Origin of the sequence: Streptomyces sp. NBC_01320, from assembly GCF_035974375.1 — a bacterium.
GTDB lineage: Bacteria > Actinomycetota > Actinomycetes > Streptomycetales > Streptomycetaceae > Streptomyces > Streptomyces yanii.
The window spans coordinates 9,490,371-9,507,100 of record NZ_CP108390.1; the positions used below are offsets into that span (position 1 = coordinate 9,490,371).

Sequence of the window (16,730 nt, forward strand, 5' to 3'; positions counted from 1 at the left end):
GGCGCAATTCGGACGTCGCGCTGGGCGGGGTGCGCCGCGAGAGAGCCGTGGGCCCGGCAGCGGTCGCTGCTGGGCCCACGGCCTCGTTCAGCCCGGCCGGGGGGTCCCGTATCAGGGGAAGGACACCACGGTGGAGGGAACGGTCGAGGTGCCGGACGTCGCCGCTCCGGTGTTGTTGATCACGTGCTCGTACTGTCCCTGGCCGCCCAGTGACACCACCAGCAGATCATGGAACTTCACCCCGGACTTCACCGGCGCCTCGAAGCCGTGGTCCTGACGGATCGTCGGGTCCACGTTGTAGTAGCAGTAGCTGCCCAGGCCCCAGCCCTCATGGGTGTCGACCGAGTCGTCGACCTTGTAGGCCGCGTATCCCTTGGTGCTGCCGTTCTGGACAGCGGCCTGGTTCGGTGCGTCGTACGACTTCTCGTTCTGGAAGAAGATCGTCCTGCCGTCCTCGCCGTACCACTGCACGTCGTACTTGTTGAAGTGCTCGACGAAGAGCCCGGTGGCGAGGACGTCGTCACCGTTGACGCGGAGGCCGTAGTCGGCGCGGTTGGTCTCCCAGCCGACCCCCTCGCCGTGGTCGGCGCGCCAGATCCAGGTGTGGTCGACGATGGTGTCGTTGTTGTTGATCACCATGCTGGTGGTGGCCTTGCCCGCGCCCGCGCCACCGATCCGGACGAACACGTCCTGAACGGTCGACGGGTTCGCCGAGTGGTCGGCCGAGGCGCCCTCGGGACCCACCTGCAGCAGCACCGAGGAGTTCTGCGGACCGGCGTCGATCAGAAGACCGGCGAGCTTCACACCGTCCACGTCGCCGACCTTGATCGCGGTCACGCCGTTGTCGGGGATGATCGTCGCAAGCCCGAGACCGAGGACGACGGTGTTCGCGCGGTCGATGGTGATCGTCCGGTCCACGTGGTAGACACCCGGCGTGAACAGCAGGTGCAGGCCCTGCTGCACCGCGGCGTTGATGGTCGCCGCGGTGGCGCCGGGCCTGACCACGTAGAACTGGCTCAGTGGGATGGACTCGCCCTGCGGCGTGCCGCTCCACGAGACGCCGCGCGCGTTGGTGCGCTTGGCCGGCACGAACACCTTGTACTCGCTGCCGTCCAGATAGAGGAACGGCTTCTCGCGGGAGACCGGAGTGGTGTCCAGCGTGGTGTACGGCGGGTCGGGGAAAGTCTGCGCCGGAGCGCCCTCGACCCCGGAGAATGTCATGTTCCAGACGCCGTTGGTCCAGCCGCCCACCGAGCTGTCGCGGGTGTACCACTGCTGCTGCGAGTAGGGTCCGACCTGGCCGTCGACCTTGCTGTCGGCGATGTAGCCGCCGCTGGCCCAGCCGTAGCCGTCGGGAGCGAGATTGAGGCCGCCCCTGACATGCATCCGCCGGAACGGCGCGGCCTGTGAAACGGCCCAACGGTCCGTTCCGTTGACGGGGTTGAGCGCCAGGTTCTCCGCCGAGCGCCAGAAGTTCTGCGTGGCGTTCCCGTTGAACCAGCCGGCATCGACGGTCACATCACCGTTGAAGGTGGTGTAGTCCGGCTTGAGGCCGAGCCCTGCGATGGACGTGTAGAAGCCGAGCTGCGCATTGATGTTGTTGTACGTGCCCGGCTTGAACAGCAGCGCATAGCGGCCGTCACCGAACTGCGCCGACTCCTGCTTCTTGAAGATCTCGTCGACCTTGGCCTGGATGCCGGGCGTCGACGGGTCGAAGACCAGCACATTGGGTCCGAGGTCGCCGCCGCCGGGAATCCGGGGGTCGCCGGAGGTGCCGAACACCTGGAACTCCCAGAGCGAGTAGCCGTACTGCGTGGCACGGGCGGTGCCGGTCAGCCGGACGTAGCGGGCGGCGCCGGAGACGTTCAGAGTCTCCGTGCCGCCGGGGCCGGTGGTGGTGGAGTAGACGGTGCTCCAGGTGCTGTTGTCGGTCGAGAACTCGATCCGGTAGCCGTTGGCGTAGGCCGCCTCCCACTTCAGGACGATCTGGCTGACCGAGGCGGAGACGCCCAGATCGACCTTGATCCACTGCGGGTCCGAGAAGGCGCTCGACCACCGGGTGCCGTTGTCGCCGTCCACTGCGGAGGCGGCGGGAGTGCCGTTGTTCTCCTCGCTGGATGCGGTCACGGTCTTGCCCTGGGAGAGCAGCGACGGTGCCGCGCTCGCCGGCGTCGCGGGGACGAACGCCAGTAGAGAGAGGAGGAGCCCGGCGACGGCGGCGAGTACGCCGGTACGCCGTCCGTCCGCCGGGCGGGCAGGTCTGCGGTATGCGGGGGGTGCGTACATGGAGGTGTTTCTCCTGAGTCGTGGTACGGGTGCACGACGTGGCCGGAGAGCGCTCTCCGGCTGCGGGAGATACTTCACCCATGTTTTGGACACGTCAATAGATGTGCAACGGGAGCTGTTTCAGGGCCTGTTGAGTACAAGAGTTGAACAATTGATGCGCACCGGACGCCCCTTCGGCGCGGCCGGACTCGCGGTGCGGAACAGGGGCTGACGGTCCGTCCGTTTCAGTGGGCTGTGCCGACGCCCGTGCTGACGGGATGCCCGACCGGTTCCACCTCGACCTCGTTCACTTCGGTACGGGGCCTCGCGAACGCCGGGACACCGCTACCCGGACGGCCCGTCGGCGCCACCACAGGCCGGAGTGCTGAGCCGGTCCGGCCGGTCGGCGGCATGCGCCGGTCACTCGCACTCCGCGATCACCCGTTCTCCCCGGCCGCGCGCCGGTCCGTCGAGGGTGACGACAACGGGACGACCCGCAGCGGGGTGCGCGGCGGGCGGGCCCGCCATTCGCGCGGGTAGCCGATCGACACCTCCTCGAACCGCACGCCGTCGTAGTGAGTCACCCGCGGAATGTGCAGGTGCCCGTAGATCACGGCCGCGGCGCGGAAGCGGCGGTGCCAGTCCCGGGTGAGTTCCGTCCCGCACCACTGGGCGAACTCCGGATACCGCAGCACATCGGTCGGTTCACGCACCAGCGGATAATGGTTCACCAGGACCGTCCGGTGGTTCTCCGGAACGTCGGCCAGCCGGAGCTCGGTCTGCCGTACCCGCGCACGGCACCAGTCGTCGCGCGTCGGGTACGGGTCGGGGTGGAGGAGGTGCTCGTCGGTGCAGACGACCCCGGTCCTGTGGGCATAGGCGAGGGACTCCTCCTTGGTGGTCGTTCCCGGTGCGCGGAACGTGTAGTCGTACAGCACGAAGAGAGGCGCCACGGTCACCGGCCCCTCCTCGTCCTCCCACACCGGATACGGATCCTCCGGGGTGACGACGCCCAGCTTCCGGCAGAGCTCGACCAGATGGAGGTACCGCGCCTCGCCCCGCAGCTCCACGGGGTCGCGCGGGTGGGTCCACAACTCATGGTTCCCGGGGACCCACACGACCTTCGCGAAGCGCTCGCTGAGCATCTTCAGCGCCTGCTCGATGTCGGCGACCTTCTCGGCGACATCGCCTGCGACGACGAGCCAGTCGGCGTCGGTGCCGGGACGCAGGGACGACACGATGGCACGGTTATCGGCGTAGGCGACGTGCAAGTCGCTGACCGCCAGCAGCTGTCCGTTCAGGGCAAGCACTCCTCGTTCCGTGGGTTTCGCACCCGGCCGTCCCCGACACTTCCCGTCAGTGGTGGAACAGTCCGGGACCGGAGCGGGCGAGCGTGGCGCCCGTGTGGCCGGCAGGCCCGCTCGCCCTTCCCGACTCCGATCGAACCATCTGGCCCGGAAATGTACGAGACACCATGACACCGGGCGTGGTCGCCGGATTCCGGCAGGGCCGGCAGGAGCTTGACGTGGATGAGCCGCTCGACCGCGGCCCTGTCCGCGGGGGACAGGGCGGTTTCGCCCCGAGTTCGGCAAGGACGGTCAACGCCCCGCCCGCTGCCGGCCCGGACCTTCCCGGCGGATGCGCTGCAGCAACGGCACCACGCTCCGGCCTCGGAGGACCAGGTGTCCTGTGCCTGCTGGGCCACCTCCCGGACAGGGTCCCCGAGCAGCGGCAGCAATGCGGGGACGGCCGGCAGACCGGCCTCGTCGCACTGCCGGATCCCGCGGACGGCCTGGAGGCAGACCAGCGGCGACGGGTGGGACGGGGCGTCGACGTAGCGGCCGAGGGCGGCCGCGCCGTACCGGGAGAACGCGAAGCCGACCCGGTGGCGCGACTCCTCGGTGGGCGCGTCGAGGAGGCCCCGGAGCACGGCTTCGAACCCCGCACCCCCGATCCGCCCGAGCACAGCGGTGATCTCCCGCCGGACCACCTGGGAGGCCTCGTCCATCGGCTCCCCCACCAGCGGCGGTAGCGCATCACTCCCCAGAGCGACCAGTGCGGCTGCCGCGGCGTCGCGCCGATCCGGCAGACCGAGGTCCCGCACCACGTCCACACCCACAAGAGCCCCCTTCGGCAGCGTCGACCGGCACCCCGACCGTCGTGATCGCGCACCGATTCCCCGCCCGGGACCAGATCTCCCCGGCCGGTACCGCAAAGGGCGCACGGGGCGGGGCGATGGGGCGCCCTTGTCGCCCCCGGTCTCTTGCGCCGATGGACGTAGCATGATCCCTATGGAAAAGCGCACACTCGGCAGGACCGGACAGGACGTATCCGTCGTCGGACAGGGCACTTGGCAGCTCGGCGGCGACTGGGGCGAGGTGGGGGAGGCGGACGCCTTCGGTGTCCTGGACGCGGCCGTCGAGTCGGGCGTCACCTTCTTCGACACGGCGGATGTGTACGGGGACGGCCGCAGCGAACAGCTCATCGGCCGCTATCTGAAGGACCGCCCGGACGCCGGAGTGTTCGTCGCGACGAAGATGGGCCGCCGCGCCGAACAGGTTCCGGAGAACTACGTCCTCGACAACTTCCGTACCTGGAACGACCGCTCGCGGGCCAATCTCGGAGTCGACACCCTCGACCTCGTGCAGCTGCACTGTCCGCCCACCGCCGTCTACTCCTCGGACGAGGTCTACGACGCACTCGACACCCTCGTCGCCGAGCAGCGGATCGCCGCCTACGCGGTGAGCGTCGAGACGTGTGCCGAGGCCCTCATCGCCATTGCCCGGCCCGGGGTCGCGAGCGTCCAGATCATCCTCAACCCGTTCCGTCTCAAGCCGCTGGACGACGTCCTCCCGGCCGCGCTGGCGGCTGGTGTGGGCATCATCGCGCGGGTGCCGCTCGCTTCCGGGCTGCTCTCCGGGAAGTACACCGAGGACACCGTCTTCGCCGCCGAGGACCACCGCACGTACAACCGCCACGGCGAGGCCTTCGACCAGGGCGAGACCTTCTCCGGCATCGAGTACGCGACCGGGGTGGCGGCGGCCGCAGAGTTCGCCGGGCTCGCACCGGAGGGCGCGACCGCAGCCCAGACCGCGCTGCGCTGGATCATTCAGCAGCCCGGTGTCACCAGCGTCATCCCGGGTGCGCGTTCCGTGAAGCAGGCGCGGGCCAACGCGGCGGCTGCGTCGCTTCCGCCGCTGCCGCAGGAGACGCTGGACGCGGTACGGGACCTCTACGACCGCCGCATCCGGGCCGCGGTCCACCAGCGCTGGTAGCAGGACCGGCCGGTCGCCGTCAGTCGCGGAGATCGACCCGTACGCTCAGCAGGTCGGTGCCGAACGCCCGGACTGCCGCGCTGTTCAAGCGCGGCAGTGTCGTGAGCCGGGCGCGCGGGTCGTCCTGCGGGACCGGATGGGCCGTTCCGACGTGCCAGCGTCCCCTGATCCGGACCCGGACCTCCGGGTTCGCCCGGATGTTGCGTACGTACTGCGACTTCTCGCCGTACTCCGAGACCAGCCAGAACTCCCTGCCGACCCGGCGGCCGCCGACCGGGGTGCGGCGGGGCAGTCCGGACGTGCGTCCCGTGGTCTCCAGGAGGGTCTGATTCGGCAGTCGGCGGATAATCGGGTTGCCGATCCGCCGCTGGAACGTCGTGACCGCCCGGAACTTCATCTCGTGATAGCGCGACATGCGTGACCCTCCCGTAGTTGCCGGTAGCTCTCGCCGGAGCCGGCCCAAGGGCTGTCCCGTCATCCCTGGCGGGCGCAACGACAGCTGCGGCACGCTGCCGCGGTGTCGGACCCCAGCGAGTACGCCCAGTATCAGGATGCTCCTCCGCCTTGCGACGCACCGCACCGGACGCCGCGACTGTCCGACCCCGATCCGCCGGACACCCCCGGACGAGAAGCCGGGCGGGCTGCGGCATCCGGGGAGAGACGATCAGCCCAGCGCCGCGCCGTGCAGGAGCAGCAGCGCGATGTCGGCACCGGCCAGGCCGAGCGTGGCCAGGAACGGCAGGCGGCTGTCGGGTGCGGAGCGCAGCGGGAGGCAGACGGCCACGGCCAGGGTCCCGGTCACGACGAGACCGGTCCAGCTCGTCGCGTCCGGCGGCCCCGGTGGGCCGAGGACGAGGACGACCGATGCGGCGAGCAGCGCGAATGCCGCGACGGTACGGGTCCGGCGTCGGCCCAACCGCTGTGGCAGGCCCCGGACGCCGGCGGTCAGGTCGGTGTCGATGTCGGGGAGCACGTTGGTGAAGTGCGCGCCCACGCCGAGGAGCGCGCCCGCGACCACTGGCGTGGCGGCCGGCCAGGGGTGGCCCGGCAGTGCGAGCGTGACGAAGGCGGGCAGGAGGCCGAAGGCGACGGCGTACGGGAGCCAGGACAACGGTGTTCGTTTGAGGCCCAGGTTGTAGGACCAGGCGGCGGCGACCCCGATCAGATGGGCGCCGCCCGCCGCGGCGCCGTTCGCCAGCGACAGGGGGACGCACAGGACAAGTGCGGCGCAGGCCGCCACCGCGACGGTACGAGCCTTCACGGCGCCGTCCACGAGCGGCTTGTCACGCCGGTTCGCAGCCGTGTCCCGTGCGATGTCGATGCGGTCGTTGCTCCAGCCGACGGAGAGCTGTCCGGTGAGCAGGGCCAGAGCGACCAGGCAGCTGCCGGACGCATCGCGGCCCGCGGCCACTGCCAGCGCGGTGATCAGGGCGGAGACGGCCAGTGCGGGGGCCGGGTGGGCCGACAGGAACAGGGCCACCGCGACCCGGCCGAGGCGGGGAGCGGCCGACGGCACGGCGGCGGGCGCCGAGGCGGACACGGAAGGTGCCCGAAAAGTGTGATTCATGACGTTCGATCAAAACACGTTATCCGCCCGTATGGTGACGAGATGACGCGAATCATCGCGATCCATGGTGTGCTCCCGCCGCACCGGTACGAGCAGTCCGAGATCACCCATGCCTTCGCCGACATGTGCCTGCCACCCGGTGCCGACCGTGGTGTGCTGGAACGCCTGCACACGTCCGCCACGGTACGCGGCCGCCATCTGGCCCTGCCCCTGGAGCGGTACGCCTCCCTGAGCGGCTTCGGAGAGGCCAACGACGCGTTCATCGAATCCGCGCTCCCGCTCGGGGAGCAGGCCGTGCGCGGCGCCCTGGACCGGGCGGGTCTCGACGCGAGCGAGATCGACCTGGTCATCTCCACCTCGGTCACCGGTATCGCCGCCCCGTCGCTGGAGGCGCGCCTCGCCGGACGGGTCGGGTTGCGGCCCGACGTGAAACGCGTGCCGATCTTCGGTCTGGGCTGTGTGGCCGGAGCCGCCGGACTGGCCCGGGTCCACGACTACCTCGACGGCCACCCCGGGCAGGTCGCGCTGCTGCTCTCGGTCGAACTCTGTTCGCTGACCCTGCAACGTACCGACGCGTCCGTGCCGAACCTGGTGGCGGGCGCACTGTTCGGCGACGGCGCCGCCGCGGTCCTCGCGGTCGGCCGGGACCACCCGCACCGTGGGGGACAACAGCGCGGGCCGGAGGTGGTCGCGACCCGCAGCACGCTCTACCCCGGCACCGAACGCAGCCTGGGCTGGGACATCGGCGACGCGGGCTTCCGTATCGTCCTCGGCGCCGACCTCCCGGACCTGGTGCGCGAAACGCTCGGCGACGAGGTGCGCTCCTTCCTCTCCGACCACGACCTCAAGACGCGGGACGTGACGGCCTGGGTCTGCCACCCCGGCGGTCCCCAGGTCCTGGAAGCCGTACGCGAGACGCTCGATCTGCCCGCCCGCGCACTGGAAGCGACCTGGCGTTCGCTGGCCGAGGTCGGCAATCTCTCCTCCGCGTCCGTCCTGCACATCCTCAGGGACATCCTGGCGCCGCACCCACCACCGCCCGGATCGCCCGGTCTCCTCCTTGCGATGGGGCCGGGTTTCTGCACCGAACAAGTCCTCCTCCGCTGGTAGCCGCCCGTGATCCCCTACACCGTCCTCATCCTCCTGGTCGCCTTCGAGCGCCTCGCCGAACTCGTCACGGCCCGGCGCAACGCAGCCTGGAGCCGTCGCCACGCCGGAACCGAGTACGGGCGCGGGCACTATCCCGTCATGGTCGCCCTCCACACCGCGCTGCTGGCCGGCTGCCTGGGGGAGACCTGGCTGGGCGACCGGCCCTTCCTGCCCGCGCTCGGCTGGCCGATGCTCGCCCTGGCCCTCGGTGCTCAGGGGCTGCGCTGGTGGTGCATCACCACGCTGGGGCCACGCTGGAACACCCGCGTCATCGTGGTGCCGGACCTGCCGCTCGTCACCGCCGGACCGTACCGATGGCTGGGCCACCCCAACTACGTCGCCGTGATCGTCGAGGGCGTCGCGCTGCCGCTCGTCCACACCAACTGGCTCACCGCGACCGGTTTCACGCTCCTCGATCTGCCGCTTCTCGCGACCCGCGTGCGGTGCGAGAACACCGCTCTGGCCGGGGCCGCCCCGGCGCCGACTCCCGCGGGCACGCCGTGATCGACCTTCTGGTGGCCGGCGGTGGCCCCGCCGGACTCGCCACCGCGATCCACGCCGCCGGATCCGGGCTCGAAGCGGTGGTCATCGAACCGCGCCCCACCCCGATCGACAAGGCCTGCGGCGAGGGGCTCATGCCGGGGGCCGTGCACGCCCTGGCCGAACTCGGCATCACCGTCGCCGGACACCCCCTGCGCGGCATCCGGTACGTCGACGACCACCACAGTGCCGAAGCCCTCTTCGCACCTGCCCCCGGCTGCGGCGTCCGGCGCACCGAACTGCACGCCGCCCTGGCCCGCCGAGCGGCGGAACTCGGCGTACCGGTGATCCCGGCGCGGGTGGGTGGAGTCCGACAGAGCGCCGACAGCGTCCGCGCAGCCGGCATCACCGCCCGCTACCTCGCCGCCGCCGACGGACTGCACTCACCGATCAGACGCCAACTCGGCCTGGACCGACCGGATCCGCGGCCACCGAGGTTCGGCCTGCGCCGCCACTACGCGATCGAGCCCTGGGCGGACTGCGTCGAGGTTCACTGGTCAGCACGGGCCGAGGCCTATGTCACGCCGCTCGGCCCGCGCCTGGTCGGCGTCGCCGTCCTTACCGAGGAACGCGGCCCGTTCGACAGCCACCTGGCCCACTTCCCCCTCCTCTCACGCCATCTGCCCCCGAGCACCGCCACCCCTGTGCGCGGCGCCGGACCGCTGCGCCAGCGTGTCGGATCCCGGGCGGCCGGGCGGGTCCTGCTGGTCGGGGACGCCGCGGGATACATCGACGCGCTCACCGGCGAAGGGATCTCCTTGGCCCTCGCCGGTGCGGCTCAACTGGTGCGCTGCGTCCGGGACGACCGCCCACTGGCGTACGAGCAGGCGTGGCGCAAGGTCTCCCGGCGCCACCGCCTGCTCACCGAATCGCTGCTCCGGGCCCGGCGGCACCCGCGGCTCGCCCGTCGTATCGTCCCGGCCGCGACCCGCCTTCCCGCGGTCTTCACCGCCCTGGTCAACCAGTTGGCGTGACCGGCTCTCCGGGTGTGGCTGTCTCAGCAGCCTCGTCCTTCACCGCCGACGGCAGTCTGCTGACCGGTGGGACGACGACCCCGATCACCACGGCGGCGGAACCGATCGCGGCCACGGTCAGAGCGCCCCTGGCACCGATGGCGCCCGCCAGGAGACCGGCGGACAGACCGCCCTGGGCACGGCCACCGAACAGCAGCGTCCGGAACACCGCGGTCATCCGCCCCATCATTGACTGCGGCGTACTGGTGTGCCGCGGAGTGATGATGGTGGCGCCTCCGGACCGGCTGCCACGGGCGGATCCCCCCATCAGATGCCCGCCGGGTGACGACGGGCGAGCTCGGTGACGGTGTCGGCGACCGAGTCCACCTCGTCCTCCGAGGGCGCCCGCCGCCTCGGCGCGGCCGCGCGAGGTGTCGAACGCTGAGGGCCGCGCGCCGCGTCAGGGGCGCTGGAAGGGCGGCGGAACCCCGGGAGCGGGGTACCCGGCACCCGCGTACCCGGTAAAGGGCGGGGGTGTCGTTGCCCGGCGCCCCCGTGTCAGCAGGCCCACCAGCGCGCAGACGGCACCCGCCAGGGCGAGAGCCACACCGAGGATTGCGCCGAGCCCCAGCACCATCGGCACGGTGGCATCGTCAAGTGCCCGTCCCCGCACGGCCGTCACGGGCACGGTTCCGGAGCCCTCGCCGGAGAAGTAGCGCGAGTCGTTGGCGTTTGCACGGTTGTCACCGAGGAGGAACATCCGCCCGGCCGGAACCTTCACGTCGTACGGGCCGTGCCCGCCGTCGACCTCCGCCCCCTTCAGGTACGGCTCCTTGAGCGGTGTCCCGTTGACGGTCAACCGGGTCCCGTCAAAGACCACATGGTCGCCTCCGAGCCCGATGACACGCTGCATGACGGCCTCGCCGTTGTAACGGTCCGGCACGCTGAAGAGCACCACATCGCCCTTCCGTGTCTTCTCGCCGCCGGTCTTCGCGATGAAGACCCGGTGACCCGGGACGTATGTCGGCTCCATGGACCCGCCCCTGGGTGTCACCATCGTGTAGTCGCTGCGGATGGTCCAGAGCGTCCCCGCCGTCAGCACGATCCCCAGGACGGCAAGTACGGCTCCCGTGATCAACACCCCACGTCCCGCGCGTCGCATTCGCCGATCTCCCGTCGCAGTCATCACTCTCACCCCACATGTGCAGCGACACCGTAGAGGGTCTCGGGCGACGGGCCAACGGCGGGGCGGGGATCAGGACGACGGGACGGCGGCGCTGGAGGCCCTTACTCCAGGCCGGAGACCTTGAACACGGTCCGGGCCGTGCGACGGTCGATACGGTCTCCGAGCTGCCGCAGCGCCGTCGCCCCGCAGAGCAGCGTCCCGCGTTCCACGCAGGTGCGCGCGTCCTCGTCCAGGCGGTGCCAGAGAGCCGGATTGGCGACGAACACCCGGGGGTCGAGCTCGACCCGGCGGCCGTCGGCGTCGCGGAGCAGGAGGCGTTGCGCGACGCCGTCGGACCAGCGCACGGACACCAGGAGGTCCGTACGCACAGTCGTTCTGCGCAGCAGACTGCGGGAGGAGAGCCACCTGGTGCCCGCACAGACGCGCGGGGGTACCAGGACTGCACACAGCACCGCGGCGATCGCCGCCCACAGCAGGACACGAAGCCAGGTGAGCCGGCCGGCGGCTGCGTCGGCCGCCAGGAGGAGGCTCAGCAGCGTGACGGAGCAGCCGCCCGCGAAGCGGACGTCCCCGGCCCACTGGTGGTCGTGCGCCGTCCCGCCCGGGGACGGGACGGCACGGTCGGCATGGCTGATGCGGCCGGCAGGGCCGGCGTGGGGGTCGGGTACTGCCCCGGGGATGGGTCGTCGCATGGCGCAGAGGCTATGGAGAGCGGAACAGGCGGTCGGCACGCCTTGACGAACCACTGACACCGGAGCCGTGTCTCCTGACGGATGTCTGACGACCAGCGGCGAGCGGGGTCAAGAAAGCGTGAAAACACGGTCTGCCGACGGCAAGGAGGCGACAGGACCGGGCGCAGCCCGTCACGCGAGGGCGCAATCTGAGCGGACCTGAACAGAAGGAGTCCGTTCCATGTCCGCTCCGACCACCGAGGCCGCACCGAGCGTCGAGCGACCCGACGTCGAGGAACCCCCCGATACCGGCGCGCGGCACAAGCTCACCGCCGTCACCGGACTCGCCGCGCTCTCGCTCGACGCGATGGCCTCGGTGGCGTACGGCCCCGAGGCCATCGTCCTGGTCCTCGCTGCCGCCGGGGCGCACGGGCTCGGCTTCACCCTCCCGGTCACCCTTGCGATCGCCGCGTTGCTGGCGGTGCTCGTCGCCTCGTACCGGCAGGTGATCGCCGCCTTCCCGGACGGCGGCGGCAGCTACGCGGTCGCCAAGGCACATCTGGGTGCCCGCACGAGCCTGGTCGCGGCAGCCTCACTTGTCCTGGACTACGTGCTCAATGTCGCCGTCGCGGTGACCGCCGGGGTGGCAGCGCTCACCTCCGCGTTCCCCGAGCTGTACGACGACCGGGTGTGGCTGTGCCTCCTCGTCCTCGTTCTGATCACCGGGGTGAACCTGCAGGGGATCGTCGACTCGGCGCGTGCGTTCGTCGTGCCGACCGCCGTCTTCGTCGGCTCCATCCTGGTGCTCATCGCCGTCGGTCTCTTCCGCGATGCCCCGGTCTCCACGGAGGCGGCCGCCGGTCACGCCTCCGTGCTCGCCGACAACGCCACCACCGTCGGCGCACTGCTCCTGCTGAAGGCATTCGCATCCGGCTGCTCGGCCCTGACCGGCGTCGAGGCCATCGCGAACGCCGTCCCGTCCTTCCGTGCCCCGGCCGTCCGCCGCGCCCAGCATGCCGAGATCGCCCTCGGCGCACTGCTCGGCGTGATGCTGATCGGACTGTCCGTCCTGATCTCCCGCTTCGGACTGCAGCCCGTGGAGGGCGTCACCGTGCTCGCGCAGCTCGCGGACGCGTCCGTCGGCCACACCTGGGCCTTCTACGTCATTCAGTTCGCCACCATGATCCTGCTGGCGCTCTCCGCCAACACCTCGTTCGGCGGGCTCCCGGTGCTGCTGAAGCTGCTGGCCCGTGACAACTACCTTCCGCACGTCTTCGGACTGAAGGCGGACCGTCAGGTCCACCGGCACGGTGTGCTGACCCTTGCCGGTGTCTCCGCCGCCCTTCTCGTCTTCTCCCGAGGCGACACCAACACCCTGGTGCCGCTGTTCGCGATCGGTGTCTTCGTCGGCTTCACCATCGCGCAGACGGGCATGGTCCTGCACTGGCGCCGGACGCGCGGCGAGCGTTGGGCGGGCAAGGCGCTCCTCAACGGTGTCGGCGCCCTCCTCACCGGCGTATCCGCCGTCGTCGTCACCGCCACCAAATTCCACGACGGCGCCTGGCTGATCATGGTCGCGCTGCCCCTGCTGGTCGCCGCGTTCGAGTTCGTGCACCGCGCGTACGGGAAGATCGGCGACAGGCTCGAGGTGGGCCGCATCCCCGAACCGCCGCACCGCGACCGTTCGTTGATCATCGTCCCGGTCTCCTCTCTGACCCGCCTCACCAGCGAGGCGCTGACGGCCGCGGTGTCGCTGGGCGACGAGGTCAGGGCGGTCACGGTCTGCCACCCCGACCCGGAGGACCGCGCCCTGAGCGAGGCACTGGAACGGGACTGGGCGCTGTGGAACCCGGGAGTGCCCCTGATACGCGTCGACTCGGACCGCCGTTCCTTGGGCCGACCGATCGCCTCATATGTACGGGAGCTGACCGCCGCCGAGCCCGGCACCCGGATCACCGTCCTGATCCCCGAGGTCGAACCCGCCCACGTCTGGCAGCGCGTACTGCAGAACCAGCGGGGTGCGGTGGTGGCCCATGCGGTACGTCGCGACACGCATGCGGTGATCTGCCGACTCCGCTTCCGGCTGGACCTGGACGTGGCCGTCCCGAGGCCGGCCGTACCGCAGGCGTGTCAGCGCCGGGGGACGCAGTCGTGAGCCCGCCGCCCAGGCCTGTCCGGGCGTCCTGAGAGGACTCGGGTATGGGGAGTCCAGGGCTGCGGCAAGTCGCCGCAACCTCTGTGTTCGAAGGGTCCGTTCAGCGCATCTGGCGCCGGACCAGCTCGTGGAGCCGCCCGTTCGTGTCCGCGAGGAGTTCGGCGGGCGGTCCCTGCTGGACGATGCGGCCGTCCGACATGACGATCACCCGATCGGCGTCGAGGACCGTCGAGAGTCGATGGGCGATCACGATGCGGGTGGCGTTCAGCGTGCGGGTGCTTTCGATCACGATGCGCTGGGTCTCGTTGTCGAGCGCGCTGGTGGCCTCGTCGAAGAACAGGATGCGCGGTCGGCGTACGAGTGCCTGAGCGATCATCAGGCGCTGACGCTGACCGCCCGAAATGGAGTCGCCGCCCGCGATCATGGTGTGCAGACCCATCGGCATGCGCTTGATGTCCTCGGCCAGACCCGCCATCGCGGCGGCCTCCCACACCTCTTCCTGGGTGAAGACTTCGGTGCCGCAGATGCAGTCCAGGATCGATCCGGTGAACGGCTGGGCGTTCTGCAGGACCACTCCGCAGCTGCGTCGTACGGCCGCCTGGTCGAGGGATGCCAGGTCCTGGCCGTCGTAGAGCACACTGCCGGACAGTGGCCTGTCGAAGCCGATGAGCAGTCTCAGCAGGGTCGACTTGCCGCAGCCGCTGGGGCCGACGATGGCCACGAACTCGCCGGGAAGCGCCTGGACGGACACATCGTCGAGGACCAGCGGACCGTCATCGGTATAGCGGAAGGAGAGGTTTCGTGCCTCGATCCCGCCGGACAGGACGCCGGGCTGGATGCTGGCCCCGCGCACCTCGGGAGCTTCGTCGAGCACCGGCTTGATCTGTTCGAACATCGGCAGAGCCGCCGCAGCCGAGACGAACGCCCCCGTGAGCTGGGTGACCGACGTCAGCAGCATGGTCACGGACGTATTGAAAGTCAGGAACGCGCCGGAGGACATCGACCCGCGAGCCGGACCCGCCAGCAGAACGAACATGGCCAGTGAACACAGCGGCAGATACACCGCGTTGAGGACGGTCGTCAGATTCTTGATCCGGCCCGCGCGCTGCTGCAACTCGCGACTGCGGGCGAACTCCCGCGCCCACGCCGCGTACGCGAAGCTCTCCGCCGCTGCGACCCGCAGTTTGGGCAGCCCGCGCAGCGTCTGGAACGCCTGGTTGTTGAGCTTGTTGGCGAGCTCGACCAATCGGCGCTGCCAGCGCAGCTCCCAGAGCCCCATGGCGAGGAACACCGCGGCTATGACGATCAGCATCGCGATCGCCGTCAGCGCCAGCGGGACGCTGAAACAGAACAGGAGGACGAGGTTCATCGCCCCGACCGTGCCTGCCTGCACAGCGACGGGACCGATGCCGGACAACACCCGGCGGATGGCGCCGATGCCCATTGCCGCGCTCGCCAGCTCACCGGTGGAACGCTCGGTGAAGAATGTGGTCGGCAGACGCAACAGCCGGTCCCATACGGCGGGTTGGAGGGTGCTTTCGATGCGTCCCTCCATCCGCAGGATGGTGAGGTTCTGCATCAGCATGAAGACGGCCGAGACGAAGCTCGTGACGATGACGGCCAGCGCGACCTGCACGATGAGGCTTTTCTCGGCGTTGGGTACGTAGACGCCGAGCACCTGTCCCGTCGCGATCGGCACCAGCGCTCCGAGGGCGACCGTCACCATTCCCGCCAGCGCCAGGTTGCGCACGTCGGCCCGGGTACCGCGCAGACTGAACCGCAGCAGCTGCCGCTTGCTCATGGGCCGCTCCGGCAGCGGACGGTAGAGCATGACCGCGCGCTGTTCGAACTCCTCCGCATTGGCCGCGCCGACGCGGGTGCGCCTGCCGGTCACCGGGTTCACAGCCTCGTACCCGCCCCGGCGCCACAGCAGGGCGACCGGCGCCCCGCTCGCGGCCCGGTGGCCCACCAGAGGACCGGTGTTCTCCCGCCACCAGCGCCGGTCGAGCCGGACCGGGCGGGTACGGATCCGCGAGCCGATCGCGACACGCTCGACCGGATCGACCCGGTCGCTCACCACTTTGCTCATCGACGGTTCCGAGAGCGTGATCCCGGCCGCCTCGGCCACGAGCCGGCAAGCGGCGTACGTCGCGTCGTCGCCGGCGCCGGCCGCACGCGAAGGGGTTCTCCGGGAACGCCCGATGGAGGAGACCAGCGTCCGGTCGGCCTCGTCGCGGACGGCTTCGCCCGCCTTGATGCCGGCTGCCGTGCGGTCCTCGTGCGCGAGCTCCAGCCGTTCGATCCAGCGGTCCAGCGCGGACAGCAGGCGGTACTGCTGGTTCACCATGGCCTGCCACAGCACGCCGTCGACGAGCAGATCGCCTGCCGCCTCCGCGCTGTACGCGGCGCCGTACTGCACACTGCCGGGGGACACCGGCAGCCACAGGATGTCGTCGTCGGCCACCGTCTCGTCGACCGTCGTCCGGCCGTCCAGCGGTGCTTCGAACAGCACCTGCCGACTGCGCCCGACGCCGAGTGCCACGGCGTGCTCCAGCAGGCTCAGAGCTGTGTCGCCGGTGTCGTACCAGCTGCGGTACTGATCGTTGTACGCCGCATCCGCGTACTCCGGCCGGTACAGCTCACGCAGCGGGATGCGGCGCAGCACGCACTCCTGCAGGGGCCTGCCGATCAGAGTGTGCCGCGGTCCCTCGACGGGCCCCAGCAGCAGCGTCCCGGGTTCCAGCCGGCCGAGGAAGTGCCAGTGACCCTGCGCCGCCGCGTCGACCGCGAACAGGTCCAGGGCGCCGCCCACGACGAGCCACAGCACCTGCGGCCCTTCCAGCGAAAGCCTGCGCAGACCGTGGCAGTCGAGCTGTTCGCCGAGCCCTCCCAGGGCGCCGATGACCGCGTCGTGCTCTGCGGCGGACGAGTCAGGCCCCGTGCCCGCGAGATGGTGAACGGATTCCACC

Annotated in this window: 14 protein-coding genes; 5 read left to right on the forward strand and 9 right to left on the reverse strand. The window is 70.6% G+C overall.

Annotated elements, in window-relative coordinates:
- Window positions 1-111: 111 nt before the first annotated feature.
- From OG395_RS43245 to OG395_RS43255, 3 genes are all read right to left on the reverse strand, one after another.
- The gene (locus OG395_RS43245; RefSeq protein ID WP_327247790.1) at window positions 112-2,286 is read right to left on the reverse strand and encodes a discoidin domain-containing protein; all 2,175 of its coding nucleotides are present in this window, start codon (window positions 2,284-2,286) and stop codon (window positions 112-114) included.
- Window positions 2,287-2,702: 416 nt separating this feature from the next.
- On the reverse strand, window positions 2,703-3,575 hold the full coding sequence (locus tag OG395_RS43250; RefSeq protein WP_327247791.1) for a metallophosphoesterase family protein: 873 nt from the start codon (window positions 3,573-3,575) through the stop codon (window positions 2,703-2,705).
- Entirely contained in the window at window positions 3,563-4,384 is an 822-nt protein-coding gene (locus OG395_RS43255) for a HEAT repeat domain-containing protein (RefSeq protein WP_327247792.1), read from the reverse strand. Before OG395_RS43255 ends, OG395_RS43250 begins: the two co-directional genes overlap by 13 nt.
- Before the next feature lie 163 nt (window positions 4,385-4,547).
- On the opposite strand from OG395_RS43255, the gene OG395_RS43260 reads away from it, so the two are divergent.
- Entirely contained in the window at window positions 4,548-5,540 is a 993-nt protein-coding gene (locus OG395_RS43260) for an aldo/keto reductase (protein WP_327247793.1), read from the forward strand.
- 19 nt (window positions 5,541-5,559) lie between these two features.
- On the opposite strand, the gene OG395_RS43265 is transcribed toward OG395_RS43260, so the two are convergent.
- Window positions 5,560-5,955: a nitroreductase/quinone reductase family protein gene (locus OG395_RS43265; protein ID WP_327247794.1), complete on the reverse strand. Its 396-nt coding sequence runs from the start codon at window positions 5,953-5,955 to the stop codon at window positions 5,560-5,562.
- A gap of 249 nt (window positions 5,956-6,204) precedes the next feature.
- Complete coding sequence (locus OG395_RS43270) at window positions 6,205-7,107, reverse strand: UbiA family prenyltransferase (protein WP_327247795.1); 903 nt, start codon at window positions 7,105-7,107, stop codon at window positions 6,205-6,207.
- A gap of 42 nt (window positions 7,108-7,149) precedes the next feature.
- Between OG395_RS43270 and OG395_RS43275 the strand changes: the two genes are divergently transcribed.
- The 3 genes from OG395_RS43275 to OG395_RS43285 are packed head-to-tail and all read left to right on the forward strand — an operon-like array spanning window position 7,150 to window position 9,770.
- Window positions 7,150-8,217, forward strand: coding sequence for a type III polyketide synthase (locus OG395_RS43275; protein ID WP_327247796.1), 1,068 nt, complete (start codon window positions 7,150-7,152; stop codon window positions 8,215-8,217).
- A gap of 6 nt (window positions 8,218-8,223) precedes the next feature.
- A complete protein-coding gene (locus OG395_RS43280) occupies window positions 8,224-8,760 on the forward strand; it encodes an isoprenylcysteine carboxyl methyltransferase family protein (protein ID WP_327247797.1) in 537 nt (178 codons plus the stop codon).
- A complete protein-coding gene (locus tag OG395_RS43285) occupies window positions 8,757-9,770 on the forward strand; it encodes an NAD(P)/FAD-dependent oxidoreductase (protein ID WP_327247798.1) in 1,014 nt (337 codons plus the stop codon). The genes OG395_RS43280 and OG395_RS43285 overlap by 4 nt, the downstream gene beginning before the upstream one ends.
- Here the strand turns inward: OG395_RS43285 and OG395_RS43290 are convergent.
- From OG395_RS43290 to OG395_RS43300, 3 genes are all read right to left on the reverse strand, one after another.
- Entirely contained in the window at window positions 9,754-9,987 is a 234-nt protein-coding gene (locus tag OG395_RS43290) for a hypothetical protein (RefSeq protein WP_327247799.1), read from the reverse strand. The two genes, OG395_RS43285 and OG395_RS43290, sit on opposite strands and share 17 nt — an antisense overlap.
- Window positions 9,988-10,209: 222 nt before the next feature.
- The gene (lepB, locus tag OG395_RS43295) at window positions 10,210-10,890 is read right to left on the reverse strand and encodes a signal peptidase I (RefSeq protein WP_327247800.1); all 681 of its coding nucleotides are present in this window, start codon (window positions 10,888-10,890) and stop codon (window positions 10,210-10,212) included.
- Between the two features lie 146 nt (window positions 10,891-11,036).
- On the reverse strand, window positions 11,037-11,627 hold the full coding sequence (locus tag OG395_RS43300; RefSeq protein WP_327247801.1) for a hypothetical protein: 591 nt from the start codon (window positions 11,625-11,627) through the stop codon (window positions 11,037-11,039).
- 220 nt (window positions 11,628-11,847) lie between these two features.
- On the opposite strand from OG395_RS43300, the gene OG395_RS43305 reads away from it, so the two are divergent.
- A complete protein-coding gene (locus OG395_RS43305) occupies window positions 11,848-13,761 on the forward strand; it encodes an APC family permease (RefSeq protein ID WP_327247802.1) in 1,914 nt (637 codons plus the stop codon).
- Window positions 13,762-13,861: 100 nt separating this feature from the next.
- On the opposite strand, the gene OG395_RS43310 is transcribed toward OG395_RS43305, so the two are convergent.
- Window positions 13,862-16,729 carry an NHLP bacteriocin export ABC transporter permease/ATPase subunit gene (locus OG395_RS43310; protein ID WP_327247803.1) on the reverse strand — a complete coding sequence of 956 codons (2,868 nt, stop codon included), beginning with the start codon at window positions 16,727-16,729 and terminating at the stop codon, window positions 13,862-13,864.
- Window position 16,730 lies beyond the last annotated feature (1 nt).

Coding starts and splice junctions, on each gene's coding strand:
- OG395_RS43275 (WP_327247796.1), top strand. CDS start 7,150: ATGACGCGAATCATCGCGATCCATGGTGTGCTCCCGCCGCACCGGTAC.
- OG395_RS43290 (WP_327247799.1), bottom strand. CDS start 9,987: ATGACCGCGGTGTTCCGGACGCTGCTGTTCGGTGGCCGTGCCCAGGGC.
- OG395_RS43270 (WP_327247795.1), bottom strand. CDS start 7,107: ATGAATCACACTTTTCGGGCACCTTCCGTGTCCGCCTCGGCGCCCGCC.
- OG395_RS43245 (WP_327247790.1), bottom strand. CDS start 2,286: ATGTACGCACCCCCCGCATACCGCAGACCTGCCCGCCCGGCGGACGGA.
- OG395_RS43265 (WP_327247794.1), bottom strand. CDS start 5,955: ATGTCGCGCTATCACGAGATGAAGTTCCGGGCGGTCACGACGTTCCAG.
- OG395_RS43305 (WP_327247802.1), top strand. CDS start 11,848: ATGTCCGCTCCGACCACCGAGGCCGCACCGAGCGTCGAGCGACCCGAC.
- OG395_RS43300 (WP_327247801.1), bottom strand. CDS start 11,627: ATGCGACGACCCATCCCCGGGGCAGTACCCGACCCCCACGCCGGCCCT.
- OG395_RS43260 (WP_327247793.1), top strand. CDS start 4,548: ATGATCCCTATGGAAAAGCGCACACTCGGCAGGACCGGACAGGACGTA.